The sequence below is a fragment of the Burkholderia sp. BCC0097 genome (assembly GCF_902832985.1).
In the GTDB taxonomy this organism is placed as follows: Bacteria; Pseudomonadota; Gammaproteobacteria; order Burkholderiales; family Burkholderiaceae; genus Burkholderia; species Burkholderia orbicola.
Window position 1 is genome coordinate 399,350 of record NZ_CADFDM010000005.1, and the last position, 25,393, is coordinate 424,742.

Consider the following 25,393-nt stretch of genomic DNA (forward strand, 5'->3'; position numbering starts at 1 on the left):
GCCGCGCCATGCGGTCGTCACCCGGTTTTCGCGAATGGCGCAACCAACGAGGAGAGGCCACATGAAACGCCACATGCCGGATTCCCGATACCGCTGGGTGATCGTCGCCGCGGGCGGCCTGATGGGCTGCGTCGCGATCGGCGCGATGTTCTCGTTGCCGGTGTTCCTTCGCTCCATCGCGCGCGATACGGGCTGGTCGATGACCGGCATTTCCGCCGCGATGACGCTCGGCTTCATCGCGATGGCGTTTGCGAGCATGGCGTGGGGCAGCCTGTCGGACCGCGTCGGCACCCGCCCGGTCGTCGTCACGGGCGCCGTGCTGCTGTCGGCGAGCCTGGCGCTCGCGAGCCGCGCGCCATCGCTCTTCGTGTTCCAGTTGACGTTCGGCCTGGCGGTCGGCGGCGCGACGGCCGCGATTTTCGCGCCGATGATGGCGTGCGTGACCGGCTGGTTCGACACGCACCGCAGCCTCGCGGTATCGCTCGTGTCGGCCGGCATGGGGATGGCGCCGATGACGATGGCGCCGCTGGCCGCCTGGCTCGTGTCGGTGCGCGACTGGCGCACGTCGATGTTGCTGATCGCCGCGCTGGCGGCTGTCGTGATGATCCCGGTGTCGCTGCTGGTGCGCCGGGCGCCCGCGCTCGATCCCGCATCCGCCCACGCGGCGCCTGCGCCCGCGTCGGCCGGCGCGCCCGCCGCGATGTCGATCGCGGATGCACTGCGTTCGCCGCAGTTCATGGTGTTGGTGCTGACGAATTTCTTCTGCTGTGCGACCCATTCGGGCCCGATCTTCCATACGGTCAGCTACGCGGTGACCTGCGGGATTCCGCTGATCGTCGCGGTATCGATCTACAGCGTCGAAGGGCTGGCGGGCATGGGCGGCCGGATCGCGTTCGGGGTCCTCGGCGATCGCCTCGGCGCGAAGCGCATGCTGGTGGCGGGGCTGCTCGCGCAGGCGCTCGGCGCGCTCGGCTACTACTTCGTGCACACGCTCGACGGCTTCTACGCGGTCGCGACGCTGTTCGGCTTCATCTATGCGGGTGTGATGCCGCTGTACTCGGTGCTCGCGCGCGAGAACTTTCCGCTGCGGATGATGGGCACCGTGATCGGCGGCTGTGCGATGGCCGGCAGCCTCGGGATGGCTGCGGGCCCGGTCGCCGGTGGGCTGATCGTCGATGCATTCGGCAGCTACGGCTGGCTGTACCTCGGCTCGTTCGCGATCGGGCTCGGCGCGTTCCTGATCGCGACGATGTTCCGCCCGTTCGCGAAGGCGCGGCCGGAAACGGTGGCGGCGTAAGCGGGCAGCGGGAGCAGGGCGGCTGGCGTTTTCGCCGGGTCGGCAGGCGCCTGCTGGATCGTCGTGGATAAATAAATGGCCCGCACCTCACCTCCGTCTGGAGGCGTCCGAACGGCGCTCAGCCTGCTGCGGCGCAGCAGAGCGGCAACTGACGGCGATCGGCGCGCATGCGCCGCGATTCGGCCCCTAAAAATACAATATCGAGCATGTATTCGAAGGGCCTGTCATACCGGCGTCACCCTGCTAGAATTCGGCCTGCCGCATTGTTCCGATTGACTGATGAGATTGCTTGACGCCCTGGTCGAACAACGTATTGCCGCCGCCGCCGCGCGGGGCGAGTTCGACGATTTGCCGGGTACCGGCGCGCCGCAGGCGCTGGACGACGACCTGCTCGTGCCCGAGGAGGTGCGGGTGGCCAACCGTATCCTGAAGAACGCGGGCTTCGTGCCGCCGGCCGTCGAGCAACTGCGCGCGCTGCGCAACCTGCACGACGAAGTGCAGGCGGTCAGCGACCGTGCCGCGCGCTGCCGGCTGCAGGCGAAAATCCTCGCGCTCGACATGGCGCTCGAATCGCTGCGCGGCGGCCCGATGGTGATGCCGCGCGACTACTGCCGGCGCATCGCGGAACGCCTGTGCGAGCGCGGGCTCGACGAAGCGCCCGCCGAAGCGGGGCCGATGTGACGTCCGACGCGCTGCACGACGCAGCTCGCTCGGCAGCCGCCGCGGCCACTGATCCCGCCGCCGATTCTTCCGTTCAAGAAACCGCGCCCGTCTCGGCGCGCGACCTGCATTTCATGCGCCTTGCGCAAGCCGCCGCCGAAGAGGCGCGCGCGGCCGGTGAAGTGCCGGTCGGCGCGGTGCTCGTGCGCGGCGACGAAGTGATCGCACGCGGCTTCAATCATCCGATCGGCGGGCACGACCCGTCCGCGCATGCCGAAATGGCCGCGTTGCGCATGGCCGCGCAACATCTGCAGAATTACCGGATGCCCGGTTGCGAACTGTACGTGACGCTCGAGCCGTGCCTGATGTGCGCTGGCGCGATCATGCACGCCCGCGTCGCGCGGGTCGTCTATGGCGCGGCCGACCCGAAGACGGGCGCGTGCGGCAGCGTGATCGACGCATTCGCGAATCCGCAGCTGAACCACCACACCGAAGTGACCGGCGGCGTGCTCGCCGACGAGTGCGGCGCCGCGCTGAAGTCGTTCTTCGCCGAGCGCCGGCGCGCGCTGCGCGAAGCGCGGCTCGCCCGCGATGCCGAATCCGGCGCGTCATAGGCCAACTCTCGCCGCACCCGGCATCCCGGGCGTGCACGGTTTCCGTGAACCGGACCCGGTTCGGACCCTCTAAGCAGGTTTGACGACCCCGATACCTTTCGCCATGTCCTTCCAGCCCGCCGCGTCCTACACCATCCGCCTGCTGGCGCCGTCCGGCTATCCGCACGATCCCGACGCGATCAACCGCGCGCTCGAGCGCCTCAGCACCGCGCAGCAGCGCATCGAGAACATCGAGGCGACGCAGCGGCGCTTCCAGCGTTTCGGCGGCACCGACGGCGAGCGGGCAGGCGACCTGAACCGCCTCGCCGATCCCGAGCGGCCGCTGCCGGACATCGCGCTCGCGGTGCGCGGCGGCTACGGCGCCGCGCGCATCCTGCACGGGCTCGACTATCGCGGGCTCGAACGCCGGCTGCGCGACCAGCCGATCGCGCTCGTCGGCCACAGCGACTTCACGGCGATCCAGCTGGCGCTGTACGCAAAGGCGCGCATCAAGACGTTCGGCGGCCCGATGCTGTCGGCGGATTTCGGCGCGGAAACGCCGAGCGACTTCACGATGCAGCATTTCTGGCAGACGCTGACGCAGCCGAGCACGACGATCGTCGCCGACGCACCGCAGGTACAGACGGTGAACGTGACGGGCACGCTGTGGGGCGGCAACCTGGCGATCCTCGCGTCGCTGGTCGGCACGCCGTACATGCCCGACATCGAGGGCGGCATCCTGTTCATCGAAGACGTCAACGAGCAGCCGTTCCGGATCGAGCGGATGATCTATCAACTGCACCTGTCGGGGCTGCTCGCGCGCCAGCAGGCGCTCGTGCTCGGCCAGTTCACCGGCGCGCGGCCGTTCGAGTACGACAACGGCTACGACATGCAGGCGATGATCGACCAGGTGCGCGCGGTGATCGGGATCCCGGTCGTCACCGGGCTCCAGTTCGGCCACGTGCCCGACCTGCTGACATTGCCGTTCGGGGCACAGGCGCAACTGGTCGCGAATGCGCACGGGTTCCGGCTCACGCTGTCGGACTACCCGCATCTCGGCTGATGCCGCCGGCGCCGGCGCGATCGATCGAAAGGCGGGGCTCCCCGCCTTTTTCTTTATGTGAATGTGCAACTAACGGTCCATATTTTTCGTCGACATCGACACAATTTTCGCCCGAATATGCACCATTTTTGTCAACAAAATTACTGAGAAGGAATACGTCTAGAAGTGCCTCCGTCTTGCCCTTCTGGCTTGCCGTGCATGGATTTCGTGCGCATTGCACCGAATGAGAACACGCTGGTGCACGTCGATTGTGCGAAATGCTGCAAAAGAATTGTTGACAATCTTTATGTCCGCCCTAGGATGAGGACCATCACACGATGCAGATCATGAACGAGCCCGATTCCACTCCGTCCGGTGCAGCCGGCCCCGAAGCGATCGCCGAGCGGATTCGCACCGCGATCCTCGAGCATCGGCTCGCGCCGGGCGCGAAACTGACGGAGGCGCAGCTCTGCGATGTATTCGGCGTGAAGCGCGGGACGATCCGCCAGGCGCTCGCGCAGCTCGCGACCGACAAGCTGGTCGACCTCGAGCCGAACCGCGGCGCGTTCGTCGCGAGTCCGACGCTGCAGGAGGTGCACGAAGTATTCGAGATGCGCCGGATCATCGAGCTGGCCGTGGTCGAGCGGCTCGCGACCGGCCCGGGCGCCAGGCGGCTGAAAGGCGTCGCCGCGCTGATCGACAAGGAACGCAAGGCGTTCGAGCGGCACGACTTCGCGGCGTGGATCCGGCTGTCGGGCGAATTCCATACGGCGCTCGCGACGCTGATGGGCAATGCGACGCTCAGCGAGTGCCTCGAAGGGCTCGTCGCACGCTCGACACTGATGTCGGCGCTGTACGAATCGCACGGGCGCAGCCCGTGCTCGTGCGACGACCACGACGAGATCCTCGCCGCGCTGGAGGCGGGCGATCCGAAGCAGGCGGTGACGCTGATGGCGCGCCACCTGCAGCATGTCGAACTGAAGATGCTGGACCGGCCCGCGCAAGGGCAGGTCGATTTGCGCGAAGTGTTCGGCGGCGCCTGAGCGGCGACGCGAACCCGGCCGCGCGCCACACGACGAGAGCAATGCAGGCCCGCGGTGTTTGCCGCGGGCCGCTGGTCCGACTCCGGGCGACGATCCGGAGCGATATCGATGACGGTGGAGCGGCCTGGTGGCCGCGTCAAGGAGAAGTCATGGCTCAGTTCAGTGTGGCGCACGACAGCGCCTATCCGGCGGAAGAAGGCGGCGAGGGGGGCGGTCCGGCACTGCCGGATGGTTACAGCGAACGTCTGTACAACGAAGATTTGGCACCCCTTAAAAATCAGACGTGGGGTGCGTACAACATCTTCGCGTTCTGGATGTCGGACGTGCACAGCGTCGGCGGCTACGTGTTCGCGGGCAGCCTGTTCGCGCTCGGGCTGACGAGCTGGCAAGTGCTGATCGCGCTGATCGTCGGCATCGGCCTCGTGAACGCGCTGTGCAACCTGATCGCGCGGCCGAGCCAGCAGATCGGCGTGCCGTACCCGGTCGCGTGCCGCGCGACCTTCGGCGTGCTCGGCGCGAACGTGCCGGCCGTGATCCGCGGGCTGATCGCGATCGCGTGGTACGGCATCCAGACTTATCTCGCGTCGAGCGCGCTCGTGATCGTCGTGCTGAAATTCTTCCCGCAATGGCTGCCGTATGCGGACGTTCATCGCTACGGCTTCCTCGGGCTGTCGGCGGTCGGCTGGGCCGGCTTCATGCTGCTGTGGGTGCTCCAGGCGTTCGTGTTCTGGAACGGGATGGAGACGATCAAGAAGTTCATCGACTTCGCGGGCCCGGCCGTCTATGTCGTGATGTTCATCCTCGCCGGCTACATGGTGTGGCGCGCGGGCTGGCGCAACATCGGCCTCAACCTCGGCGGCGTCAAGTATCACGGCGCGGAAGTGATCCCGGTGATGATTACCGCCGTGTCGCTCGTCGTGTCGTACTTCTCCGGGCCGATGCTGAACTTCGGCGATTTCTCGCGCTACTGCCGCTCGTTCGGCGACGTGAAGCGCGGCAATTTCTGGGGGCTGCCGGTCAACTTCCTCGCGTTCTCGCTCGTCACGGTGATCACCACTGCCGCGACGCTGCCGGTGTTCGGCGAACTGATCACCGACCCGGTCGCGACGGTCGGCCGCATCGACCATCCGACCGCGGTGATCCTCGGCGCGCTGACGTTCACGATCGCGACGATCGGCATCAACATCGTCGCGAACTTCGTGTCGCCCGCGTTCGATTTCTCGAACGTCGCGCCGCGCCTGATCAGCTGGCGCGCGGGCGGGATGCTGGCCGCCGTCGCGTCGATCTTCATCACGCCGTGGAACCTGTTCAACAACCCGGCCGTGATCCACTACACGCTCGACGTGCTCGGCGCGTTCATCGGCCCGCTGTACGGCGTGCTGATCGCCGACTTTTACCTCGTCAAGCGCGGCCGCCTCGTGCGCGACGACCTGTACACGATGTCGGAAAGCGGTGCCTACTGGTACACGGGTGGCGTGAACCGCCGCGCGCTCGCCGCGCTGCTGCCGGCCGCGGTGATCGCGGTGGTCTGCGTGATGGTGCCGGGCTGGCAGGCCCTCGCGAATTTCTCGTGGTTCATCGGCGCGGGGCTCGGCTTCGTGTTCTACCGGCTGCTCGCGAGCGCGAAGGCGTAAGGAGCATGCGATGAAGATCCGACTGATCAATCCGAATACGACGCAGCGGATGACCGACGCGATGGGCCGCTGCGCGAGGGAGGTCGCGGCCGCCGGCACCGAGATCGTGGCCGTGAGCCCGCCGATGGGGCCGCCGTCGATCGAAGGGTATTACGACGAGGCGCTCGCGACGCCGGGGCTGCTCGCCGAGATCGCTCAGGGCGAGCGCGACGGCTGCGACGCGTACGTGATCGCGTGTTTCGGCGATCCGGGCCTGTATGCGGCGCGCGAACTCGCGCGCGGCCCGGTGATCGGCATCGCCGAGGCCGCGATGCATGCGGCGAGCGTGCTCGCGCCGGGCTTCTCGGTCGTCACGACGCTCGCGCGCACCTGCGGGATGGCGTGGCACCTCGCGGAGCGCTACGGGATGAAGCGGTTCTGCCGCAACGTGCGCGCGACCGACGTCGCGGTGCTCGAACTCGACCGGCCCGGCTCGGCCGCGCGCCGGATCATCGTCGACGAATGCCGGCGCGCGCTCGACGAGGATGGCGCCGATGCGATCGTGCTCGGCTGCGCGGGGATGGCCGAATTCGCGCACGAGATCGAGCAGCAGATCGGCGCGCCGGTGGTCGAGGGCGTCACGGCGGCCGTCAAATGGGCCGAAGCGCTGGTCGCGCTGCGCCTCGCGACCGCGAAGCGCGGCGACTACGCGCGGCCGCTGCCGAAGCGCTACGACGGCGCGTTCGCCCGCTTCAGCCCGCCGGACGGGGCGGCGGCGGAGCCGGTCCCGAATTTGCCGCAACCGCACATACACACCGTCTGACATGCACTATCTGCGCCGCTGTATGGGCGCGTATCGACCTTTTCGCTACACTGGGCCGTCATCGCATCGGCTTGTGCGGCCGGCCTCCGGTACCGCGCAGTCGATGCGAACCCATTATTCGCGCCTGCTCATTCAGCCTGCTTTCGCCGCACTTCGAACCATGCCACTCGATCCCAACTATCCTCGCGACCTGATCGGCTACGGCCGCCATCCCGTTCAGGCGAACTGGCCGGGGCGCGCCCGCGTCGCCGTGCAGTTCGTGCTGAATTACGAGGAGGGCGGTGAAAACTGCGTGCTGCACGGCGATCCGGGCTCCGAGCAGTTCCTGTCCGAAATCGTCGGCGCGGCCGCGTATCCGGACCGCCACATGAGCATGGAGTCGATCTACGAATACGGGTCGCGGGCCGGCGTGTGGCGCATCCTGCGCGAATTCGAGAAGCGCGGGCTGCCGCTGACGGTGTTCGGCGTGGGCATGGCGATCGAGCGTCATCCGGAGCTCGCGCGGGCGTTCGTCGAACTCGGCCACGAGATTGCGTGCCACGGCTGGCGCTGGATCCACTACCAGAGCATGGCGCCGGAACTCGAAGCCGAGCACATGCGCCTCGGGATGGAAGCGATCGAGCGCGTGACGGGCGAGCGCCCGCTTGGCTGGTATACCGGCCGCGACAGCCCCAACACGCACCGCCTGGTCGCCGAATACGGCGGCTTCCTGTACGACTCCGACAACTACGGCGACGACCTGCCGTTCTGGATGGACGTCGAAGTGTCGGGCGGCCGCACGTCGCCGCAACTGATCGTGCCGTACACGCTCGACACGAACGACATGCGTTTCGCGACGCCGCAGGGCTTCAACACCGGCGATCACTTCTTCGACTACCTGCGCGACGCATTCGACGTGCTGTACGCGGAGGGCGACGACGCGCCGAAGATGCTGTCGATCGGCATGCACTGCCGGCTGCTCGGCCGGCCGGGCCGGTTCCGCGGGCTGCAGCGGTTCCTCGATCACATCGAGAAGCACGATCGCGTATGGGTGACGCGCCGTGTCGATATCGCGCGTCACTGGCGTGAACATCATCCGTATCAGCCCAATCATCGAAACGAAGGGAAAGCATGAAGGCGATGCGCTACACGTTGGAACAACTGAACACGATGGCGCCGAGCGCATTCGTCGCGGCGCTGTCGGGGATCTTCGAACATTCGCCGTGGGTGGCCGAGGTCGCCGCGGGCCAACGGCCGTTCGCGAGCATCGATGCGCTGCACCAGACGATGTCGAATGCGGTGGAAACCGGCGGCGAAGCGCGCCAGCTTGCACTGATCAACGCTCACCCGGAGCTGGCCGGCAAGGCCGCCGTGCGCGGCGAACTGACGGCGGAGTCGACCCGCGAGCAAAGCGGCGCGGGCCTCGACCAGTGCACGCAGGAAGAGTTCGACAAGCTGCTGACGCTGAACCGCACGTATCGCGAGAAGTTCGGCTTCCCGTTCATCCTCGCGGTGCGCGGCTATGACCGCCACGGCATCATCGCGAACTTCGAGTCGCGCGTGAATCATTCGCGCGACGAGGGGCTGCGCGCGAGCCTCGACCAGATCTACCGGATCGCGCGCTTCCGTCTCGACGACCTGATCGACGCCTGATACCGCCGCCTGACAACGCAATACGGCCTGCCGCGTCGCGGCGGCCCGACCGTCTCACTGAAACAAGGAAACATCATGGCTGTTCCGCTTCTCGATCCGAACGCACCCGATTTCACGCGGCGCTACGTGAATCTTGCCGACCCGCGTCTCGGTGCGCAGGCGCTCGAGGCCAGCGACGATTTCTTCGCGCCGAAGGACCGGATGCTGAACCCCGAGCCGGCCGTCTTCATCCCCGGCAAGTACGACGACCACGGCAAGTGGATGGACGGCTGGGAAACGCGCCGCAAGCGCACGACCGGCTACGACTGGTGCGTCGTCAAGCTCGCGCGCCCGGGCGTGATCAAGGGCTTCGACATCGACACGAGCCACTTCACCGGCAACTTCCCGCCGGCCGCGTCGATCGAGGCCGCGTTCGTGGCCGACGGCGCACCGACGCAGGCGACCGAGTGGGTCGAGATCGTGCCGTCGACGACGCTGCAGGGCAACAGCCATCACTACGTCGAAGCGAGCGACGCACGGGCGTTCACGCATCTGCGCGTGAACATCTACCCGGACGGCGGCATCGCGCGCCTGCGCGTGTACGGCCAGCCGCAGCTCGACTGGGCCGGCGCGAGCGCGACCGAGCAGTTCGACCTCGCGGCGATGGAAAACGGCGGTTACGTCGTGGCCGCGAACAACCAGCACTTCGGCGTCGCGTCGAACCTGTTGCTGCCGGGCCGCGGCGTGAACATGGGCGACGGCTGGGAAACGCGCCGCCGCCGCGAACCCGGCAACGACTGGGCGATCATCGCGCTCGCGCAGCCGGGCGTGATCCGCAAGATCGAAGTCGATACCGCGTTCTTCAAGGGCAATTACCCGGATCGGTGCTCGATTCAGGCCGCCTATGTGTCGGGCGGCACCGACAGCTCGCTGATCACGCAGTCGATGTTCTGGCCGGTGCTGCTCGGCGAACAGAAGCTGCAGATGGACAAGCAGCACTACTTCGAGCACGACATCGCGTCGCTCGGCCCCGTCACGCACGTGCGACTGAACATCATTCCGGACGGCGGCGTGTCGCGCCTGCGCCTGTGGGGGACGCTCGACAAATGAAGACGCTTGCCATCGAACCGCTGACCAAGGAAGCCTTCGCGCCGTTCGGCGACGTGATCGAAACGGAAGGGGCGAAGCAGATCCCGATCAACCTCGGCACGACGATCCGCTTTCACGATCTCGCGAAAGTGGACGTGACCGATGAAGGCGGCCGCACGCTCGTCAACCTGTTCCGCGGCCAGCCGCGCACGCTGCCGTTCGAAGTGAAGATGCTCGAGCGGCACCCGCTCGGCAGCCAGGCGTTCGTGCCGCTGAACGACCAGCCGTATCTCGTCGTCGTCGCGCCCGCGGGCGATCTCGATCCGGCGAAGATCCGCGCGTTCGTCACGAGCGGCTGGCAGGGCGTGAACTATGCGAAGGGCGTGTGGCATCACCCGCTGATCGCGTTGGGCGGCGTCAGCGACTTCATCGTCGTCGATCGCGGCGGCGACGGCCTGAACCTGAACGAGCAGGATCTGCAGGAGTCGCTGTGGCTTACCGAGGATGCACTGGATGCGGTGACGGCCTGAGTCGGGCTGATCTGGCCGTCCGCCTGTCGAAACCCGCGCAACCTGCGCGGGTTTTTTATGCGCGTCGGTTTCTTGCGAATCAGGTTGACGTGGCTTTGCGCGCATCGCGCGAACCCTGGCCGCCGCGCTGCCGATTCGCAACCGGCGCATGCCGCGCCATCAGCCCGGCGACCTAGTCGACGAACACACGCAGCGTCGCGCTGACATGCCGGTTCGGCGGGAGCGCGATATGCATCGGCATCGGTTCGAGTTGCCACGGCTCGAACAGCGGCGCCAGTTCGCCGTTGTAGCGCGTGCTATCGTGCCCGCATCGCCACCACACGACGTCCGGTTCCGGGCGCGATCCTCCGATGAGACAGCCTGAAAGCGACCTCGCGGTCCTGCTGCGCACGATGCGGCCCGAACTGCATCCAGGCGCGTTCGCGTTCATTTCGCTGCCGCACGATGCCGACGTATCGGTATCCGAAGCGATCGCGACGTTCCGTGAAGCGGAAGGGCTGACAGTCGTGGTCGACGAGGAGACGGCCGCGCGTCGTGGCTGGCCGGTGCTGTTTCGCGCCGCCTGGATCACGCTGACCGTGCATTCCGACCTCGCGGCCGTCGGCCTCACGGCCGCATTCGCGCGGGCGCTCGGTGCGGCCGACATCAGTTGCAACGTGATGGCCGCCGCGTACCACGATCACATTTTCGTGCCGTTCGACGACGGCCCGCGCGCACGCGATGTACTCGTCGCGCTGCAGCGGGACGCGCAGCGCGGCTGACGCGCGAAGGGCGTTTGGAGCAGGCAAAAAAACGGGCCCGTCACCGGGCCCGCGAACGGAGAGGATGGCGCCGGCGAATGACTTCCGGCGCTCGGCGGGCGGCTTACTTGACCGCGCCGCCCTCGAACCAGGCGGCGAGCTTCGTCCGCTCGTCGTCGGTCATGTGCGTGACGTTGCCGATCGGCATCGCCTTCAGGCGCACGGCCTGGTCGTAGATGCGCTGCGCATTCTTCGACACTTCGTCCGGCGTGTCGAACATCACGCCCGCGGGCGCGCTGCCCATCAGCGTCGGCTTGGCCGAGTGGCACTCGACGCAGCGCTGCTGCAGGATCGGCATGATGTCGTTGATCACGATCTTCGGTGCGTTGGCCGCTTGCGCTTCCGGCGCGACCGGCTTCGGCATCGTCCACACCAGCGCGCCCGACAGCAGCGCGACGCCGCCGATCGGCAGATACCACAGCTGCTTGCCGCGGTGACGCATCACGAAGAACTGGCGAATCAGCGCGCCGGCCAGCATGATCAGCACGAGCACGACCCAGTTGAACTTGTTCGTGTACGTCATCGCATAGTGGTTCGACAGCATCGCGAACACGACCGGCAGCGTGAAGTACGTGTTGTGCACCGAGCGCTGCTTGCCGCGCTTGCCGTAGATCGGGTTCGGTTCCTCGCCCTTGAGCATCTTGTCGACCATCTTGCGCTGGCCCGGGATGATCACGAAGAACACGTTCGCCGACATGATCGTCGCGAGCATCGCGCCGACGATCAGGTAGGCGGCACGGCCCGAGAAGATGTGGCACGCGAGGTATGCCGCGACGACGACGTAGAGGCCGACGCAGATGCCGAGCACGCGATCGTTCGTGCCGAGGATGCGGCACAGCGAGTCGTAGACGATCCAGCCGGCCGCGAGGAAGCCGAGCGCGGACGCGACGGCGACGACCGGGCCCATGTCGAGCACGCTCTTGTCGATCAGGTACGTGTTCGGGGCGAGCAGGTACAGCACGAAGAACAGCGTGAAGCCCGACAGCCACGTCGTGTACGACGGCCACTTCGACCAGTGCAGGTCATCGGGCATTTCCGGCGGGGCGACCGTGTACTTCTGCATGTTGTAGAAACCGCCGCCGTGGACGTGCCACAGCTCGCCGAACACACCGCGCTTGCGCTGGTTCGGGTCGGTCGGCGGTTTCAGGCTGTTGTCGAGCGCGACGAAATAGAACGACTCGCCGATCCACGCAATGGCGACGATGACGTGCAGCCATCGCAGCGCGAGGTTCAGCCAGTCGGTGATGAAGCCTTCCATGAAACTCCTCCGGACTCAGATCGTTTGTCTTGATGCAGGCGCTGCTTCGCTTGTCAGCTGCCGCGATAGGTGCTGTACGACCACGGCGACACGAGCAGCGGCACGTGGTAGTGCGAGCCGGTGTCGGCGATGCCGAAGCGGAGCACGACGCGGTCGACGAAGCGGGGTTCGGGCACCTTCACGCCAAGCGCCGCGAAGTAGTCGCCGGCATGGAACACGAGTTCGTATTCGCCGGCGGCGAGCGCCGCGCCTTCGAGCAGGGGTTCGTCGCAGCGGCCGTCGCTATTGGTCAGCACGGTCTTGATCGCGCGGCGCGATTCGCCGTCCAGCGCGTAGAGGTCCACCTTGATGGCAGCGCCGGGGCGACCGTGTGCCGTATCGAGTACGTGGGTAGTGAGCTTTCCCATTCGTTGTTCCTTGTGTGAATGCGAGGTTCGGCGGCGACTCGATCCATGACTGTGCGGCGGATCGAGGCTCCACGTCACGTGGCTACATACCCGTCGGCGAGAGTGAAGCGAGCGCCGTGCAGGCATTGTAAAAAGGTTCCCCGCGCAAATACGGGCGCGATATCGAAGATAATGCGCCGCGCATGAGCGGCTGTCGACGGCCGGCCGGACAGGGCTGAGCGCGCCGGTGTCGGGCACGTGGCGGAGCACCGGGCGGCGTACCATACCGAATCCCTGAAGCACGGTATTCGGGATCGCGTATTGTGCGCGGCGCGCGCTTGGGCGATCCTCCCGCCGTGCGCTTCGGCCGGTGGCCGGCGCGTACCCCGAAGACGGCGAGCACGCCGGGTAACCGGGCCAGGGCGTTCGAACGGACGCAGGCACCGGGGCGTGCCGCGATTCAGCGTTCGAACGGCTGTGTGACCGCTTCCAGGACAACCCCTGAAGGCAGACCGACGCGGAGAACGCATGAATCTCGAGCAGCACGCTGGCGCACGCGCGCCGAACCCTTCCTCATCCCGCCCGAAAACCCTGCTGGTCAAGCACGCCGACGTGCTCGTGACCATGGACGACACGCGCCGCGAGCTGCGCGACGCGGGGCTCTACATCGAAGACAACCGGATCGTCGCGGTCGGCCCGAGCGCCGAACTGCCCGACACGGCCGACGAAGTGCTCGACCTGCGCGGCCATCTCGTGATCCCGGGGCTCGTGAACACGCACCACCACATGTACCAGAGCCTCACGCGCGCGGTGCCGGCCGCGCAGAACGCCGAACTGTTCGGCTGGCTCACGAACCTGTACCGGATCTGGGCGCACCTGAGCCCCGAGATGATCGAGGTGTCGACGCTCACCGCGATGGCCGAGCTGCTGCAGTCGGGCTGCACGACGTCGAGCGACCATCTGTACATCTACCCGAACGGCAGCCGGCTCGACGACAGCATCGGCGCGGCGCAGCGGATCGGCATGCGTTTTCACGCGAGCCGTGGCGCGATGAGCGTCGGCCAGCGCGACGGCGGGTTGCCGCCCGACTCGGTCGTCGAGCGCGAACCCGACATCCTGCGCGACACGCAGCGCCTGATCGAGACCTATCACGACGAAGGCCGCTACGCGATGCTGCGCGTGGTGGTCGCGCCGTGCTCGCCGTTCTCGGTGAGCCGCGAGCTGATGCGCGACGCGGCCGTGCTCGCGCGCGAATACGGCGTGTCGTTGCACACGCACCTCGCGGAGAACGTCAACGACATCGCGTACAGCCGCGAGAAGTTCGGGATGACGCCCGCCGAATACGCGGAAGATCTCGGCTGGGTCGGCCACGACGTGTGGCACGCGCACTGCGTGCAGCTCGACGATGCTGGCATCGGCCTGTTTGCACGCACCGGCACGGGCGTCGCGCATTGCCCGTGCTCGAACATGCGTTTGGCGTCCGGCATCGCGCCGGTGAAGAAGATGCGGCTCGCGGGCGTGCCGGTCGGGCTGGGTGTCGACGGTTCGGCGTCGAACGACGGCGCGCAGATGGTGGCCGAGGTACGCCAGGCGCTGCTGCTGCAGCGGGTCGGTTTCGGGCCCGACGCGATGACCGCGCGCGAAGCGCTCGAGATCGCGACGCTCGGCGGCGCGAAGGTGCTGAACCGCGACGATATCGGCGCGCTGAAGCCCGGCATGGCCGCGGATTTCGCCGCGTTCGACCTGCGTCAACCGCTCTTCGCGGGCGCGCTGCACGATCCGGTCGCGGCGCTCGTGTTCTGCGCGCCGTCGCAGACGGCGTACACGGTGGTGAACGGGAAGGTGGTGGTGCGGGAAGGGCGGCTCGCGACGCTCGATCTGCCGCCGGTGATCGAGCGTCACAACGCGCTGGCGCAGGCGCTCGTGGAAGCGTCGCGCTGACGCGTCGGCGGGCCCGTCGCGCAGCACGTTGCGCAGCGGGGGGCGCGGCCATTGCGGCCACTACCCCTCGTGCAACGCGCCGTGGTCACACGTAACGGCGCGACCGGCGCACGCGTGGTGCGCCGTATGCGATTACGCCTCGATCAGCGTGCGGGTGGCCTCGGCGACGAGGCTGCGCAGCCAGCGCACTTCATCGGAGTAATGGCAGCGATCGTGCCACAGCTGGTAGTACTGCATCGGCGGGAAGTCGAGCGGCGCCGGCACGACGGACAGCGGCAGGAACTTCGCGTAGTGATCGGCGAACAGCCGCGTGGTCGTGAAGATCAGGTCCGACTTCACGAGCACGTACGGTGCGAGGTTGAAGTACGGCAGCGTGACGACCACGTGGCGCTTGAGCCGTTCGCGTGCGAGATGCACGTCGATCGCGCCGCGCTGGCCGACCGAGTACGGCGTCGGCGCGAGATGCGGCGCGTTCAGGTACTGGTCGAGCGTGAGCCCGCCGCGTTTCGCGAACGGGTGCGTGTTGCTCATCAGGCAGACGATTTCATCGACGAACAGGTTCGACAGGTGCAGTTGCTCCGGCGGCTCGGGCCAGTTGCCGACGACGATGTCGAGCTTGCCGTCTTCCAGCGCGAGCTCGTAGTCGAACGCGGGGCCGAGCGAATGGAACTCGAGCGTCGCGTTCGGCGCGGCCAGGCGGAAGCGTTCGACGACGGTCGGCACGAACAGCACGTTCAGGTAGTCGGGGCAGCCGATCCGGTAGCAGCGGATCGACGTGGCGGGGTCGAAGTTGTGCTGCTGGAACTTGATGCGCTCGATTTCACGCAGCGCGTTCTGCACGGGCTCGAGCAGGCGCAGTCCGTATTCGGTCGGCACCATGCCGGATTTGCCGCGCACCAGCAGCGGATCGCCGGTGATGTCGCGCAGGCGCCGCAGCGCGGCACTGATCGCCGGTTGCGACTGGTTCAGTTTGACGGCCGCGCGCGTGACGCTGCGCTCCATCAACAAGGTGTGCAAGACGCGCAAGAGGTACGTGTCGATCGCCTCGCGTTGCTGACTCATGTTATCTCCGGTTTATATGGCTGGGCTGATCGAGGGGTGGGGTGGGTATATCGTTTTTAATATGAACGAAAATCAGCGTCAAGAGATGGATACCCGCAGGCACGCGCGGGCGGGGCTGCGACACGGGGCCTGAACGGGATGGAATGCGGGGCGCGCGGCGTCGCGCGGACACGCAGGGCGCGCATCCGGATCGCGGCGCGGCGGATGAGGCGGCGGGCGCGTCAGTCGTCGATGCGCATGCCGACCTTCAGCGTGACCTGCCAGTGCACGACCTGATCGCCTTCGATGTGGCCGCGCGTTTCGGTCACCTGGAACCAGTGCAGGTTGTGCAGCGTCTTGCCGGCTTTCGAGATCGCGTTGCGAATCGCGTCGTCGCTCGATTGCCGCGACGAACCGGTCAGTTCGATCAGCTTGTACACGTGGTCGCTCATGATGCCTCCCTGGGATATCGGTCTGTCTCGCCGGTGCAAGCCGCGGTCCCGAAGCGATTCCGCTACGGTCCCGCTTCGGTCCCGCTTCGGTTCCGCTACGGCGCCGTGCGTGCCCGGCTTCTTGAGTGATAGGTATGATGGGCAACAAGTGCAACCCATATCGGAGACGAGGAACATCGTGGAAGTCGGATTTTGCGGACCGGGATTGATGGGCGCGCCGATGATTCGGCATTTGCTGGCGGCCGGGCATCGCGTCAGCGTATGGAATCGCTCACGCGACAAGGCCGAGGCGCTGGTGAAGGACGGCGCGCAGGTGGTCGGCACGCCGCGCGAGCTGGCCGAGCGCGTCGATACGGTGTTCGTGTGCGTGCTCGACGGTCGTGCGGTCGGCGACGTCGTGTTCGGTGAGCACGGACTGCTTTCCGGTGATGCGAGCACACGCCGCCTGCAGCGCATCGTCGATCATTCGAGCATTCCGCCCGCCGCCACGCGCGATTACGCGGCGCGCGCGGCCGCACTCGGGGTCGGCTGGGTCGATGCGCCGGTGTCCGGCGGCGTGCCGGGCGCGCAGGCCGGCACGCTCGCGGTGATGGCCGGCGGCCGCGCGGCCGATCTCGATGCGGTGCGCCCGCTGATCGACACGTACGCGTCGCGCATCACGCACATGGGCGACGCGGGCGCGGGCCAGACGGCGAAGCTGTGCAACCAGGCAATCGTCACCGCGACGGTCACCGCGATTGCCGAGGCGGTGGGCCTAGCGCAGGCGAGCGGCATCGACGCCGCGCGCCTGGCCGAGGCGCTCGCCGGCGGCTGGGCCGATTCGGTGCTGCTGCAGACGTTCGTGCCGCGCATGACGTCGGGCGGCCATCCACCGATCGGCGCGCTGAGTACATTTCAGAAGGATGTCGATGCCATCGCCGACGCCGCGCGCGATACGGGCGCGGTTATGCCTGTGTCGGCCACGGTGCAGCAGGTGCTGAGGCTGGGCGCCGCGCAGGGGCTCGCCGGCGCCGATTTCGCCGCGTTCATCGACATCGTGCGGCCGAACAACGGCCGTCGGCAGGTGTCGTGACGGGCAAGCGGGGCACGTGAATGGCAGATGGGCCGCCCGGAGGCGGCCCATCGAATGACTGGCGGATCAGCCGAGCGAGCGGGGTGTCGTGTCGCCCGCGTTCTGGCGGCCGAGGCCGCCGCGCAGGCTCGCCTTCGTGCCTGCACCAAACTCGGGCAGGATGCGCGCACGCGCGCGGCTGGCGAAGACGAGGAAGCCGAAGCCGTTCGCTTCGTACCAGTATCCGCCGTTCTCGAGGCCGTCGAGCGGCTGCTCGAGCGCGTTGGCGATCGATTCGATGCAGCGCTTGCGCAGCTCGGCGATGGCTGGATACGGCGGCTGCGCGCCGCGCACGCTGCACAGGAGCACGTCAAGGCCGGGCAGCACGTGCGCATAGAGGACGGGTTCGTCCTGCGCGCGGGCGCGGGCAATCTTGGTGTCGAGCTGGGCAAACGGTTTCGAGTGGCGCAAGACCGCGAGGAACGACTCCTGGCCATCCTGCGGCACACGCCGACGTTTTTTCGGGAAGGACATAAACACTCGCCTCAAAAACAATTGCAAGAAATGCGGCACTTTCATGCGACCCACTCCCGGCTATGTACGCCGCATGTCGATCCTTTATAGCACACGAAAATGCTGCATTCGTGCAGTACGACGATCAATGTCTCCCGTCGACCTGCTCGCCATGATCGACACAGCCAGCGTCTTGGCGCCCGTACTGTCGTTTAGTCTCCATCATAGACCTGCTTTTCCCGCGCGTGCATTCGCTCGTCACAAAAAAGTGGGATACGCCGCATGCGGCGGTGCATCGTGCGCGCAATAAAAAGGCCCGCACGAGGCGGGCCTGGCGGGCGGCGCGTGGGGCGATCAGCGCTGCTTGAGCGAATCGCGGATCTCGCGCAGCAGCACGATGTCTTCCGGCGTCGCGGCCGGTGCGGCTTCTTCCGGCTTGCGCAGCTTGTTGATGAATTTCACCATCAGGAAAATGATGAACGCAAGGATCACGAAATTGATCGCCACCGTGATGAACGAGCCGTAGCCGAATGCGGCGACGCCCGCGGCCTGCAGGTCCTTGAACGAATCGGGATTACCCTTGAACGACGGGGGGATGGTGCCGAGCAGAACGAACTTGTTCGAGAAATCCAGACCGCCGGTCAGCACACCGATGACCGGCATGATGAGGTCCTTCACGACCGAGTCGACGATCTTCGAGAACGCGCCGCCGATGATCACGCCGACGGCGAGATCCATCACGTTGCCCTTGACGGCGAACTCCTTGAATTCCTTGATGATGCTCATGAGCGGCTTTCTCCTGGTTGGGGCGAGGGAGGCGTGCCGCGACGCGCAGGATTGCTTTGCGTCGAATGAGGGTCGGTGGCACGCCGATGGCCGCATGATAGCGAACGTGCCCCATTGCCGGTAGTCCATCTTGAAATGATTGACAAATCCGCGCGCCGGGCGCGGCTGGTCATGCAGGCGGGCGTGGCGGGGGAGGCCGGGCGTCGACGCGCACGTCGACGTCCGGTGCGCGGGGGCTCAGGTGTTGTCGTCCGTCCAGCCGTCGTCGTTGCTGCCGAGATCCATTCCGCCGCCGCCGCCGCTGCCGTCGCTCCAGTTCGAATCGTCGCCGCGGCCGAGGTCGAAGCCCGGGTCGGCTTCCTGCCGGCGGTGCTCGCCGTCGACGATCACGTCGCGTTCGACCACGCGTTCGCGGCCACCCGACATCGCTTCGCCGAGCAACACGCCGGTCAGGAGCCCGCCCATGCCGCCGCCGAAACCGCCGCCTTGCTGGATCACGACGGGCGGCTGCTGTTGCGGATAGGGCTGTTGCGGCGGGTAGGGCTGTTGCTGGTACGGCTGGCCTTGCGCACCCGTCATGCGATCGGCTTCCTGCGCGTACACGGAGCCGTTGCCGTTCACCGGCGCTGCGGGCTGCGCGGCCGGGTCGGGGCGGCCTTCGACGCGCGCCTTCACGCTCGCGTGACGCTGTTCGAGCTCATCGACGCGATACGGCGGCACCGGATTCTTGCCGTTCGACAGCGTCTCGACGAGCGTGCGCGCGTCGTTCTCGATCGCCTCGAGTTCGCCGGTCAGCGCCGCGGCGCCCGGCGCCGTCGACAGTTTCGCGTCGAGTTTCAGCGGCCGGATGTCGTTCAGCACGTCGGTCGCACGCTTGAGCTGCGTGCGGCGTTCGTCGTCGGCGCGGCCGTCGTCGGCCGTGCGCGCGCGCCGCAGCGTCCAGCGCAGCACCAGCGCGATCACGGCGACGATCAGCCCGAGGCCGATCCACATGCCGGTCGACGGGCCGTGCTTCTCGGCCGGCGCGACGGCGGGAGCGAGCCCCGGCTGCAGCGTGCCGGCCTGCGTGGCCGACGGCGGGTTGCCGCTCACGCGCGCGGCGTCGGCGCGAATGCGCGACTCCGTCTGCGCGAAGCGCGACGCGTCGGTGAACTTCAGTTGCGGATCGAGCGATTTGGCGCGTTGCAGTTGCGCGAGCGCGTCGGACGCGCGGCCTTCGCGGTCCAGCACCTGCGCATACAGGTAGCGCGCGTGCGCGTTGTTCGGATGGGCGTCGATGACTTGCGACAGCTGCGTGTCGGCTTGCTGCCAGTTGCGCTGCGCGATCGATTGCTCGACCTGCTGCAGCGACGGGACCGCAAACGCGGCGGACGACAGCAACATCAGCGAGAGGCCGAGTGCGGCGAGAGATTTCTTCATGGTCGAACCGGGCGCACGCGCCCGTCTCCTGACGATCGGTTCGCGCCGCACGCCCGGGCCGGGGCGCGGCGCGGTGGCCCGCGGCGGGTTACTGCGCGGGCGTATCGAGCTGCTTCTTCAGCGCGGCGAGGCGATCTTCCACCGACGGGCCCTTGTTCAGCGCGGCGAGCTTGTCGTCGAGCGCCTTGCCGCTCGACGTGTCGGCCGAATTGAGGCGTGCGTCCGAGCGCGCGTTCTGCAGCGCGACCTTGTCCTCGAGCTTCTGGAAATCCTCGGACAGGTTCTTGCCGCCGATCCCGCCCAGCGCGCTGGCTGCGACGTCCTTCGCCTGCGCGATTTCCTGCTTCGCCTGCAGGATGTTCGAGCGTGCGTTCAGATCGTTGCGGCGCTGGCGCATGTCGGCGATCTGCCCCTTCAGCTTCTCGACCGACGGCTCGAGCGTCGTCAGCTCGGCCGCGAGCGCATCGCGCTCGGCTTCCGCGTTCGACTGGGCCGCGAGCGCCTCGCGGGCGAGCGCTTCGTCGCCGCCCTGCAGCGCGCGCTTCGCGCCGTCCTCGTACTTCCTGACCTTGTCGTCGGCCGCATCGCGCTTGCTGCGCTGGGTCGCGACCTGTGCCTCGATTTCGATCAGCGAATTCTCGGCACGGCCGATGCTGTCGTCGAGCTCCCGCACGATCTGCCGTGCGTCGCGCGACGGATCCTGTACCGAATCGGCCGCATCGTTCAGCAGGCCTTTGATCGTGCGCGAAATAGAGTCGAAAAGCGACATGAAATCCTCCGTGGTTGAAAGGCGCCGCGTGACCGCGGCAATGCCCGTCGCGAGCCGGTTCCGACCCGCGTGAGCCGGCGGATATTACACCACCGGTTCACTTAAATACGGCTTAAACGCGCGAGTTCAAGCGGCGCGCGCATCAGGACGCCAAACCTTTCGCGACTGAAAGAAAATCGCCTGTGTGCACCGTATCGCGTGTCCATAATAGGCCGAGGATGCCGACAATACGTGCCGCCAATCACGGCATTGCGCGAATTTTTACAAAAAATCGCGAAGGCGCCTGGTCGATTTCATTAAAATGCGCTGTCACGTCGCGGGAACGGATCGCCGCGCGACGGGGTCTGTCGACGTGACAGCCGCATCTCGATGCACCCACTCTGATTCATCCGCTTGCATTTCCGCATGCGTCCGAGGGCGCCACGTACGCCCGCCATTCCGACATGCCAATTATCAAACGACCGCCTTCTTCTTCCGACAGGAACGAACCCCACTACACGCTGCGCCGTTCGCCGTCCGGAGCCTATTACCCCGATGACGACGATCGCGACGACGGCCGCCGCGCGCAGCAGAGTGGCGGTGGCGGAGGGCGCCGCCGCACGTTCGGCTCGCGCGTCGCGCTGTGGTTCGTCGGCCTGTTCGCGACGCTCGCGGTCGTCGGCGCGCTGATCGTCGGCTACGCGCTGGTCGTGATGGCGCCGCAACTGCCGTCGCTCGATGCGCTGACCAACTATCAGCCGAAGGTGCCGCTGCGTGTGTTCACCGCCGATCACGTGCTGATCGGCGAGTTCGGCGAGGAGCGCCGCAGCCTCGTGCGCTTCCAGGACATTCCCGACGTGATGAAGAAGGCCGTGCTCGCGATCGAGGACTACCGCTTCTACGAGCACGGCGGCGTCGATTTCCTCGGCATCCTGCGCGCGGGCGTGGCCGACCTGATGCACGGCGGCGCGCGCCAGGGCGCGAGCACGATCACGATGCAGGTGGCGCGCAACTTCTTCCTGTCGAGCGAGAAGACCTACACGCGCAAGATCTACGAAATGCTGCTCGCGTACAAGATCGAGAAGGCCCTGACGAAGGACCAGATCCTCGAGCTGTACATGAACCAGATCTATCTCGGCCAGCGTTCGTACGGCTTCGCGGCCGCGGCGCGCGTGTATTTCGGCAAGGACCTGAAGGACATCACGCTCGCGGAAGCAGCGATGCTCGCGGGGCTGCCGAAGGCGCCGTCCGCGTACAACCCGGTCGTCAATCCGAAGCGTGCGAAGGTGCGTCAGGAATACATCCTGAAGCGCATGCTCGACATCGGCTACATCACGCAGCCGCAGTACGACCAGGCGATCAAGGAAGAGATCCACGTGCGCACGCCGGGCAACCAGTACGCGGTTCACGGCGAGTACGTCGCCGAGATGGTGCGGCAGATGATGTACCAGCAGTACAAGGACGAAACCTACACGCGCGGGCTGACCGTCACGACGACGATCAACTCGGCCGACCAGGAAGCCGCGTATCAGGCCGTGCGTCGCGGCATTCTCGACTACGAGCGCCGTCACGGCTATCGCGGCCCCGAAGCGTCGATCAACCTGCCCGCGGCCGGCGACGAACGCGACGAGGCGATCGACGATGCGCTCGCCGATCACCCGGACAACGGCGACCTGCAATCGGCGGTCGTGCTGTCGGCATCGCCGAACGCGGTCGAGGTGCAGTTCGTCGGCGGCGCGACCACGACGATCGGCCCGGCCGGGCTGCGCTTCGTGTCGGCCGCGCTGAGCGCCCGTGCGAACAACACGCTGCGCATCAAGCCGGGCTCGGTCGTGCGCGTGCTGAAGGACGGCAAGACGGGCTGGCAGGTGGTGCAACTGCCGCAGGTCGAAGGCGCGCTCGTCGCGATCGCGCCGCAGGACGGTGCGATCCGCTCGCTCGTCGGCGGCTTCGACTTCAACAAGAGCAAGTTCAACCACGTGACGCAGGCGTGGCGGCAGCCGGGCTCGTCGTTCAAGCCGTTCATCTACTCGGCGTCGCTCGACAAGGGGCTCGGGCCGGCGACGATGATCAACGACGCGCCGCTGTACTTCCCGCCGAGCGTGCCGGGCGGCACCGCGTGGGAGCCAAAGGACGACGACCAGCCGGACGGCCCGATGACGATGCGCACCGGTCTGCAGCGTTCGAAGAACCTGGTGTCGATCCGGATCCTCGCGTCGATCGGCACGCAGTACGCGCAGCAGTACGTGACGCAGCGCTTCGGTTTCGATCCGGCGAAGACGCCGCCGTACCTGCCGATGGCGCTCGGCGCGGGCCTCGTGACGCCGCTGCAGCTCGCGACCGGCTACGCGGTGTTCGCGAACGGCGGCTACAAGGTCGATCCGTACCTGATCGCCGAAGTCGACGACGCGCGCGGCCAGCCGCTGCAGAAATCGCAGCCGGTGGTCGCGGGCGGCACGGCGCCGCGCACGATCGAAGGCCGCAACGCGTACGTGATGAACAGTCTGCTGCATTCGGTCGCGACCGCCGGCACGGGCGCGGGCACCAACGCGCTGGGCCGCAACGACCTGCAGGGCAAGACGGGTACGACGAACGATGCGAAGGACGGCTGGTTCGCCGGCTATCAGCAGTCGCTCGTCGCGGTTGCATGGATGGGCTTCGACCAACCGAAGAGCCTGGGCAGCCGCGAATTCGGCGCGCAGCTCGCGCTGCCGATCTGGGTGAACTACATGCGCACCGCGCTGAACGGCGTGCCCGAGCAGCAGATGCCGATGCCGGACGGCCTGACGACGATCGACGGCGAGCTGTACTACGCCGATCGCACGCCGGGCAACGGCTTCGTCGCGAACGTCGACATCAACCCGGCGGAGAACGCGATCAGCGCGAACGACGCACTCGGCTCGGCGGGCGCGGCCGGGCTGGCGCCGCCGCCCGTCACGCCGCAGGAGAAGCAGCAGATCATGGACATGTTCGAGAACAAGTAAGCGATACGCTGTGCTTCAGCCATGCGACGGGCGCCTTCGGGCGCCCGTTTTTTTGTGCGCGGCGGGCAGCGGAAGACGGTGAATCAGAACGACGCGCAGGCCGGCACGACGGTCATCCCGACCGATTGCTGGTGGAATCGCTGGACGTACGCTTGGCGGATCGCGGCGAGCCGTGTGCGCGTGTCCGGCGTATCGTCGGCGATGATACGGATCACGAAGCTGTCTTCGCGCGTGACGCCACCGGTCGAGCGGTCGCGCCACTGGCCGTGCGTGTCCCAGTAGGTGAGACCGTCGGGAAAGCGCGGCGTGACCGTGTCGGCGAGGAATGCCGCGCGTTCGGCATCGGTGACGGGCCCGCGCCCGGCGATGTCGCGCCCGAACAGCAGGTCGGCCTGCAGCATGCGGCTTTCGCCCGGTTGCGTGCAGGATGCCGGTTGCGCGCCCGAGATGGGCGACGGCGTTGCCGCGCAACCGGCGAGCAGCGCGAGCGCCGCCGCGCATGCGGCCAGCCGCCGCATCTGCCCATTTCGTGACGATCGACCTTCGCGCGTGCAAAACGCTGCGCGCTCAACCACTTGCGTGCGGGTCCGGCGGGTTATCAACAGGGCTGTCAACATAATCTGGGGATAACCCTAGGATCGTGTGCACACGCGCACTGCGCGATCAGTGCTGCAGTTGCGCGTGCGCGAGATGCATGCCGAGCGTGGCGGGGTCGGCATTCGTGCCCGACAGCAGCACGCCGACGCGCTTGCCCTGCAGCGTTTCGCGCAGCGGGCCGAGGAGTGCTGCGAGCGCGGCTGCGCAGGCCGGCTCGACCGACAGTTTCAGGTGCGAGAACAGGAACAGCATCGCGGCGCGCAGCGCGTCGTCGGAGACAGTGACGATGCGGTCGAGGTGGCGCCGGCACAGCTGGTAGCTGTATTCCTCGGTATGCGGCGCCATCAGCGAATCGGCGATCGTCTGCATCGCGCTCATCTTGATCGTGTGATTGGCTGCGAAGCTGCGGCTCATCGCATCGGCGCCTTCCGGCTCGACGCCGTACACGTGCACGCGCGGATTCGCGAGCCGCAGCGCGGTCGCCATGCCGGCCGCGAGCCCGCCGCCGCCGATCGGCACGATCACCGCGTCGAGGTCCGGCGTCTGCGTCGCCCATTCATAGCCGAGCGTCGCGGTGCCGAGGATCGTGTGATAGCCGTTGAACGGATGGATGAAGAAGCGGCCTTCCTCGGCCTCGATGCGCCGCACGAGATCGAACGCCTGCGACGCGCTGCCCGCCAGCACGACTTCCGCGCGGTACTGCTTGCACTGCGCGATGCGCGTCGGGCTCGCGGTATGGAACATCACGACCTTCGCGCTGCTGCCGAGCCGCATCGCCGCATACGCGACGGCTGCCGCATGATTGCCGGCCGATACGCAGGTGACGCCCGCGTTCTTGCGGTCTTCGTCGAGCGCGAGCAGGTGCGTGAACGCACCGCGCGCCTTGAAGCTGCCGCTCGCCTGCAACAGCTCGAACTTGAAGTTGACGTGCGTGCCTTCGAGGGAGGGCAGATCGGCGCGCTCGAACACGGGCGTGCGCGCGACCCAGGGTGACAACGCGAAATGCTGCGCGGCGATTTCGTCGAGCGTCGGAATCGGCTCGCCGTCGATCGTCGTATGGGCAGTGCCCTGTTGTTCAGTCGACATGACGTGGCGGGTGGCGGAGTGGGCCGGCCC

General features: G+C 67.2%; 25 protein-coding genes and 1 pseudogene. 15 read left to right on the forward strand and 11 right to left on the reverse strand.

The window, feature by feature from the left end; translation table 11 throughout:
* Window positions 1–73: 73 nt before the first annotated feature.
* From HWX07_RS19435 to HWX07_RS19485, 11 genes are all read left to right on the forward strand, one after another.
* Window positions 74–1,297 (forward strand): MFS transporter, encoded by a 1,224-nt coding sequence (locus tag HWX07_RS19435; RefSeq protein WP_175877466.1) that lies wholly within the window; start codon window positions 74–76, stop codon window positions 1,295–1,297.
* A gap of 279 nt (window positions 1,298–1,576) precedes the next feature.
* On the forward strand, window positions 1,577–1,978 hold the full coding sequence (locus tag HWX07_RS19440) for a DnaJ family domain-containing protein (RefSeq protein ID WP_012328731.1): 402 nt from the start codon (window positions 1,577–1,579) through the stop codon (window positions 1,976–1,978).
* Window positions 1,975–2,571 carry a tRNA adenosine(34) deaminase TadA gene (tadA, locus tag HWX07_RS19445; protein ID WP_175877373.1) on the forward strand — a complete coding sequence of 199 codons (597 nt, stop codon included), beginning with the start codon at window positions 1,975–1,977 and terminating at the stop codon, window positions 2,569–2,571. Before HWX07_RS19440 ends, tadA begins: the two co-directional genes overlap by 4 nt.
* A gap of 103 nt (window positions 2,572–2,674) precedes the next feature.
* Window positions 2,675–3,613, forward strand: a complete 939-nt coding sequence (ldcA, locus tag HWX07_RS19450) for a muramoyltetrapeptide carboxypeptidase (RefSeq protein WP_175877374.1) — start codon at window positions 2,675–2,677, stop codon at window positions 3,611–3,613.
* A 317-nt stretch (window positions 3,614–3,930) separates the two neighbouring features.
* Entirely contained in the window at window positions 3,931–4,635 is a 705-nt protein-coding gene (locus HWX07_RS19455; RefSeq protein WP_175877375.1) for a GntR family transcriptional regulator, read from the forward strand.
* A gap of 149 nt (window positions 4,636–4,784) precedes the next feature.
* Window positions 4,785–6,269, forward strand: a complete 1,485-nt coding sequence (locus HWX07_RS19460; protein ID WP_175877376.1) for an NCS1 family nucleobase:cation symporter-1 — start codon at window positions 4,785–4,787, stop codon at window positions 6,267–6,269.
* 10 nt (window positions 6,270–6,279) lie between these two features.
* Window positions 6,280–7,071, forward strand: a complete 792-nt coding sequence (locus tag HWX07_RS19465) for an aspartate/glutamate racemase family protein (protein ID WP_175877377.1) — start codon at window positions 6,280–6,282, stop codon at window positions 7,069–7,071.
* Between the two features lie 160 nt (window positions 7,072–7,231).
* Window positions 7,232–8,185, forward strand: coding sequence for an allantoinase PuuE (gene puuE / locus HWX07_RS19470; protein WP_175877378.1), 954 nt, complete (start codon window positions 7,232–7,234; stop codon window positions 8,183–8,185).
* Window positions 8,182–8,703: a 2-oxo-4-hydroxy-4-carboxy-5-ureidoimidazoline decarboxylase gene (uraD, locus tag HWX07_RS19475; RefSeq protein WP_175877379.1), complete on the forward strand. Its 522-nt coding sequence runs from the start codon at window positions 8,182–8,184 to the stop codon at window positions 8,701–8,703. Before puuE ends, uraD begins: the two co-directional genes overlap by 4 nt.
* Before the next feature lie 75 nt (window positions 8,704–8,778).
* Entirely contained in the window at window positions 8,779–9,792 is a 1,014-nt protein-coding gene (alc, locus tag HWX07_RS19480) for an allantoicase (protein ID WP_175877380.1), read from the forward strand.
* The gene (locus HWX07_RS19485) at window positions 9,789–10,301 is read left to right on the forward strand and encodes an ureidoglycolate lyase (RefSeq protein ID WP_006490209.1); all 513 of its coding nucleotides are present in this window, start codon (window positions 9,789–9,791) and stop codon (window positions 10,299–10,301) included. The genes alc and HWX07_RS19485 overlap by 4 nt, the downstream gene beginning before the upstream one ends.
* A gap of 172 nt (window positions 10,302–10,473) precedes the next feature.
* Here the strand turns inward: HWX07_RS19485 and HWX07_RS19490 are convergent.
* A pseudogene (locus HWX07_RS19490) lies at window positions 10,474–10,584 on the reverse strand (LysR family transcriptional regulator); the annotation flags it as partial.
* Between the two features lie 67 nt (window positions 10,585–10,651).
* On the opposite strand from HWX07_RS19490, the gene HWX07_RS19495 reads away from it, so the two are divergent.
* Entirely contained in the window at window positions 10,652–11,062 is a 411-nt protein-coding gene (locus HWX07_RS19495; protein WP_175877381.1) for an ACT domain-containing protein, read from the forward strand.
* Between the two features lie 103 nt (window positions 11,063–11,165).
* Here the strand turns inward: HWX07_RS19495 and HWX07_RS19500 are convergent, their stop codons facing one another.
* A complete protein-coding gene (locus HWX07_RS19500; protein ID WP_175877382.1) occupies window positions 11,166–12,359 on the reverse strand; it encodes a urate hydroxylase PuuD in 1,194 nt (397 codons plus the stop codon).
* A gap of 53 nt (window positions 12,360–12,412) precedes the next feature.
* A complete protein-coding gene (uraH, locus tag HWX07_RS19505) occupies window positions 12,413–12,766 on the reverse strand; it encodes a hydroxyisourate hydrolase (protein WP_011549584.1) in 354 nt (117 codons plus the stop codon).
* Between the two features lie 507 nt (window positions 12,767–13,273).
* On the opposite strand from uraH, the gene HWX07_RS19510 reads away from it, so the two are divergent.
* Window positions 13,274–14,686, forward strand: coding sequence for an 8-oxoguanine deaminase (locus HWX07_RS19510; protein WP_012328721.1), 1,413 nt, complete (start codon window positions 13,274–13,276; stop codon window positions 14,684–14,686).
* Between the two features lie 132 nt (window positions 14,687–14,818).
* On the opposite strand, the gene HWX07_RS19515 is transcribed toward HWX07_RS19510, so the two are convergent.
* A complete protein-coding gene (locus HWX07_RS19515) occupies window positions 14,819–15,748 on the reverse strand; it encodes a LysR substrate-binding domain-containing protein (RefSeq protein ID WP_175877383.1) in 930 nt (309 codons plus the stop codon).
* A 221-nt stretch (window positions 15,749–15,969) separates the two neighbouring features.
* Entirely contained in the window at window positions 15,970–16,179 is a 210-nt protein-coding gene (locus tag HWX07_RS19520; protein ID WP_006478551.1) for a dodecin, read from the reverse strand.
* A gap of 178 nt (window positions 16,180–16,357) precedes the next feature.
* Between HWX07_RS19520 and HWX07_RS19525 the strand changes: the two genes are divergently transcribed.
* Window positions 16,358–17,251 carry an NAD(P)-dependent oxidoreductase gene (locus tag HWX07_RS19525; protein WP_175877467.1) on the forward strand — a complete coding sequence of 298 codons (894 nt, stop codon included), beginning with the start codon at window positions 16,358–16,360 and terminating at the stop codon, window positions 17,249–17,251.
* Between the two features lie 66 nt (window positions 17,252–17,317).
* Here the strand turns inward: HWX07_RS19525 and HWX07_RS19530 are convergent, their stop codons facing one another.
* The 4 genes from HWX07_RS19530 to HWX07_RS19545 form a co-directional block, all read right to left on the reverse strand.
* Window positions 17,318–17,764, reverse strand: a complete 447-nt coding sequence (locus tag HWX07_RS19530; RefSeq protein WP_175877468.1) for a hypothetical protein — start codon at window positions 17,762–17,764, stop codon at window positions 17,318–17,320.
* A 333-nt stretch (window positions 17,765–18,097) separates the two neighbouring features.
* Complete coding sequence (mscL, locus tag HWX07_RS19535; RefSeq protein ID WP_006752022.1) at window positions 18,098–18,529, reverse strand: large conductance mechanosensitive channel protein MscL; 432 nt, start codon at window positions 18,527–18,529, stop codon at window positions 18,098–18,100.
* A gap of 237 nt (window positions 18,530–18,766) precedes the next feature.
* Window positions 18,767–19,948 carry a tetratricopeptide repeat protein gene (locus HWX07_RS19540; RefSeq protein WP_175877384.1) on the reverse strand — a complete coding sequence of 394 codons (1,182 nt, stop codon included), beginning with the start codon at window positions 19,946–19,948 and terminating at the stop codon, window positions 18,767–18,769.
* Window positions 19,949–20,036: 88 nt separating this feature from the next.
* Window positions 20,037–20,717: a PspA/IM30 family protein gene (locus HWX07_RS19545; RefSeq protein ID WP_006478555.1), complete on the reverse strand. Its 681-nt coding sequence runs from the start codon at window positions 20,715–20,717 to the stop codon at window positions 20,037–20,039.
* Window positions 20,718–21,160: 443 nt separating this feature from the next.
* Between HWX07_RS19545 and HWX07_RS19550 the strand changes: the two genes are divergently transcribed.
* Window positions 21,161–23,680, forward strand: coding sequence for a penicillin-binding protein 1A (locus HWX07_RS19550; RefSeq protein ID WP_175877385.1), 2,520 nt, complete (start codon window positions 21,161–21,163; stop codon window positions 23,678–23,680).
* Between the two features lie 83 nt (window positions 23,681–23,763).
* On the opposite strand, the gene HWX07_RS19555 is transcribed toward HWX07_RS19550, so the two are convergent.
* Entirely contained in the window at window positions 23,764–24,198 is a 435-nt protein-coding gene (locus tag HWX07_RS19555) for a DUF3574 domain-containing protein (RefSeq protein WP_012328717.1), read from the reverse strand.
* 145 nt (window positions 24,199–24,343) lie between these two features.
* Window positions 24,344–25,363: a threonine/serine dehydratase gene (locus tag HWX07_RS19560; protein WP_175877386.1), complete on the reverse strand. Its 1,020-nt coding sequence runs from the start codon at window positions 25,361–25,363 to the stop codon at window positions 24,344–24,346.
* Window positions 25,364–25,393: the final 30 nt, after the last annotated feature.

Coding starts and splice junctions, on each gene's coding strand:
- HWX07_RS19550 (WP_175877385.1), top strand. CDS start 21,161: ATGCCAATTATCAAACGACCGCCTTCTTCTTCCGACAGGAACGAACCC.
- HWX07_RS19545 (WP_006478555.1), bottom strand. CDS start 20,717: ATGTCGCTTTTCGACTCTATTTCGCGCACGATCAAAGGCCTGCTGAAC.
- mscL (WP_006752022.1), bottom strand. CDS start 18,529: ATGAGCATCATCAAGGAATTCAAGGAGTTCGCCGTCAAGGGCAACGTG.
- HWX07_RS19540 (WP_175877384.1), bottom strand. CDS start 19,948: ATGAAGAAATCTCTCGCCGCACTCGGCCTCTCGCTGATGTTGCTGTCG.
- HWX07_RS19500 (WP_175877382.1), bottom strand. CDS start 12,359: ATGGAAGGCTTCATCACCGACTGGCTGAACCTCGCGCTGCGATGGCTG.
- HWX07_RS19435 (WP_175877466.1), top strand. CDS start 74: ATGCCGGATTCCCGATACCGCTGGGTGATCGTCGCCGCGGGCGGCCTG.
- ldcA (WP_175877374.1), top strand. CDS start 2,675: ATGTCCTTCCAGCCCGCCGCGTCCTACACCATCCGCCTGCTGGCGCCG.
- HWX07_RS19515 (WP_175877383.1), bottom strand. CDS start 15,748: ATGAGTCAGCAACGCGAGGCGATCGACACGTACCTCTTGCGCGTCTTG.
- HWX07_RS19495 (WP_175877381.1), top strand. CDS start 10,652: ATGAGACAGCCTGAAAGCGACCTCGCGGTCCTGCTGCGCACGATGCGG.
- HWX07_RS19465 (WP_175877377.1), top strand. CDS start 6,280: ATGAAGATCCGACTGATCAATCCGAATACGACGCAGCGGATGACCGAC.
- HWX07_RS19520 (WP_006478551.1), bottom strand. CDS start 16,179: ATGAGCGACCACGTGTACAAGCTGATCGAACTGACCGGTTCGTCGCGG.
- uraD (WP_175877379.1), top strand. CDS start 8,182: ATGAAGGCGATGCGCTACACGTTGGAACAACTGAACACGATGGCGCCG.
- alc (WP_175877380.1), top strand. CDS start 8,779: ATGGCTGTTCCGCTTCTCGATCCGAACGCACCCGATTTCACGCGGCGC.
- HWX07_RS19485 (WP_006490209.1), top strand. CDS start 9,789: ATGAAGACGCTTGCCATCGAACCGCTGACCAAGGAAGCCTTCGCGCCG.
- HWX07_RS19560 (WP_175877386.1), bottom strand. CDS start 25,363: ATGTCGACTGAACAACAGGGCACTGCCCATACGACGATCGACGGCGAG.
- HWX07_RS19510 (WP_012328721.1), top strand. CDS start 13,274: ATGAATCTCGAGCAGCACGCTGGCGCACGCGCGCCGAACCCTTCCTCA.
- HWX07_RS19555 (WP_012328717.1), bottom strand. CDS start 24,198: ATGCGGCGGCTGGCCGCATGCGCGGCGGCGCTCGCGCTGCTCGCCGGT.
- HWX07_RS19530 (WP_175877468.1), bottom strand. CDS start 17,764: ATGTCCTTCCCGAAAAAACGTCGGCGTGTGCCGCAGGATGGCCAGGAG.
- puuE (WP_175877378.1), top strand. CDS start 7,232: ATGCCACTCGATCCCAACTATCCTCGCGACCTGATCGGCTACGGCCGC.
- HWX07_RS19440 (WP_012328731.1), top strand. CDS start 1,577: ATGAGATTGCTTGACGCCCTGGTCGAACAACGTATTGCCGCCGCCGCC.
- HWX07_RS19460 (WP_175877376.1), top strand. CDS start 4,785: ATGGCTCAGTTCAGTGTGGCGCACGACAGCGCCTATCCGGCGGAAGAA.
- uraH (WP_011549584.1), bottom strand. CDS start 12,766: ATGGGAAAGCTCACTACCCACGTACTCGATACGGCACACGGTCGCCCC.
- HWX07_RS19455 (WP_175877375.1), top strand. CDS start 3,931: ATGCAGATCATGAACGAGCCCGATTCCACTCCGTCCGGTGCAGCCGGC.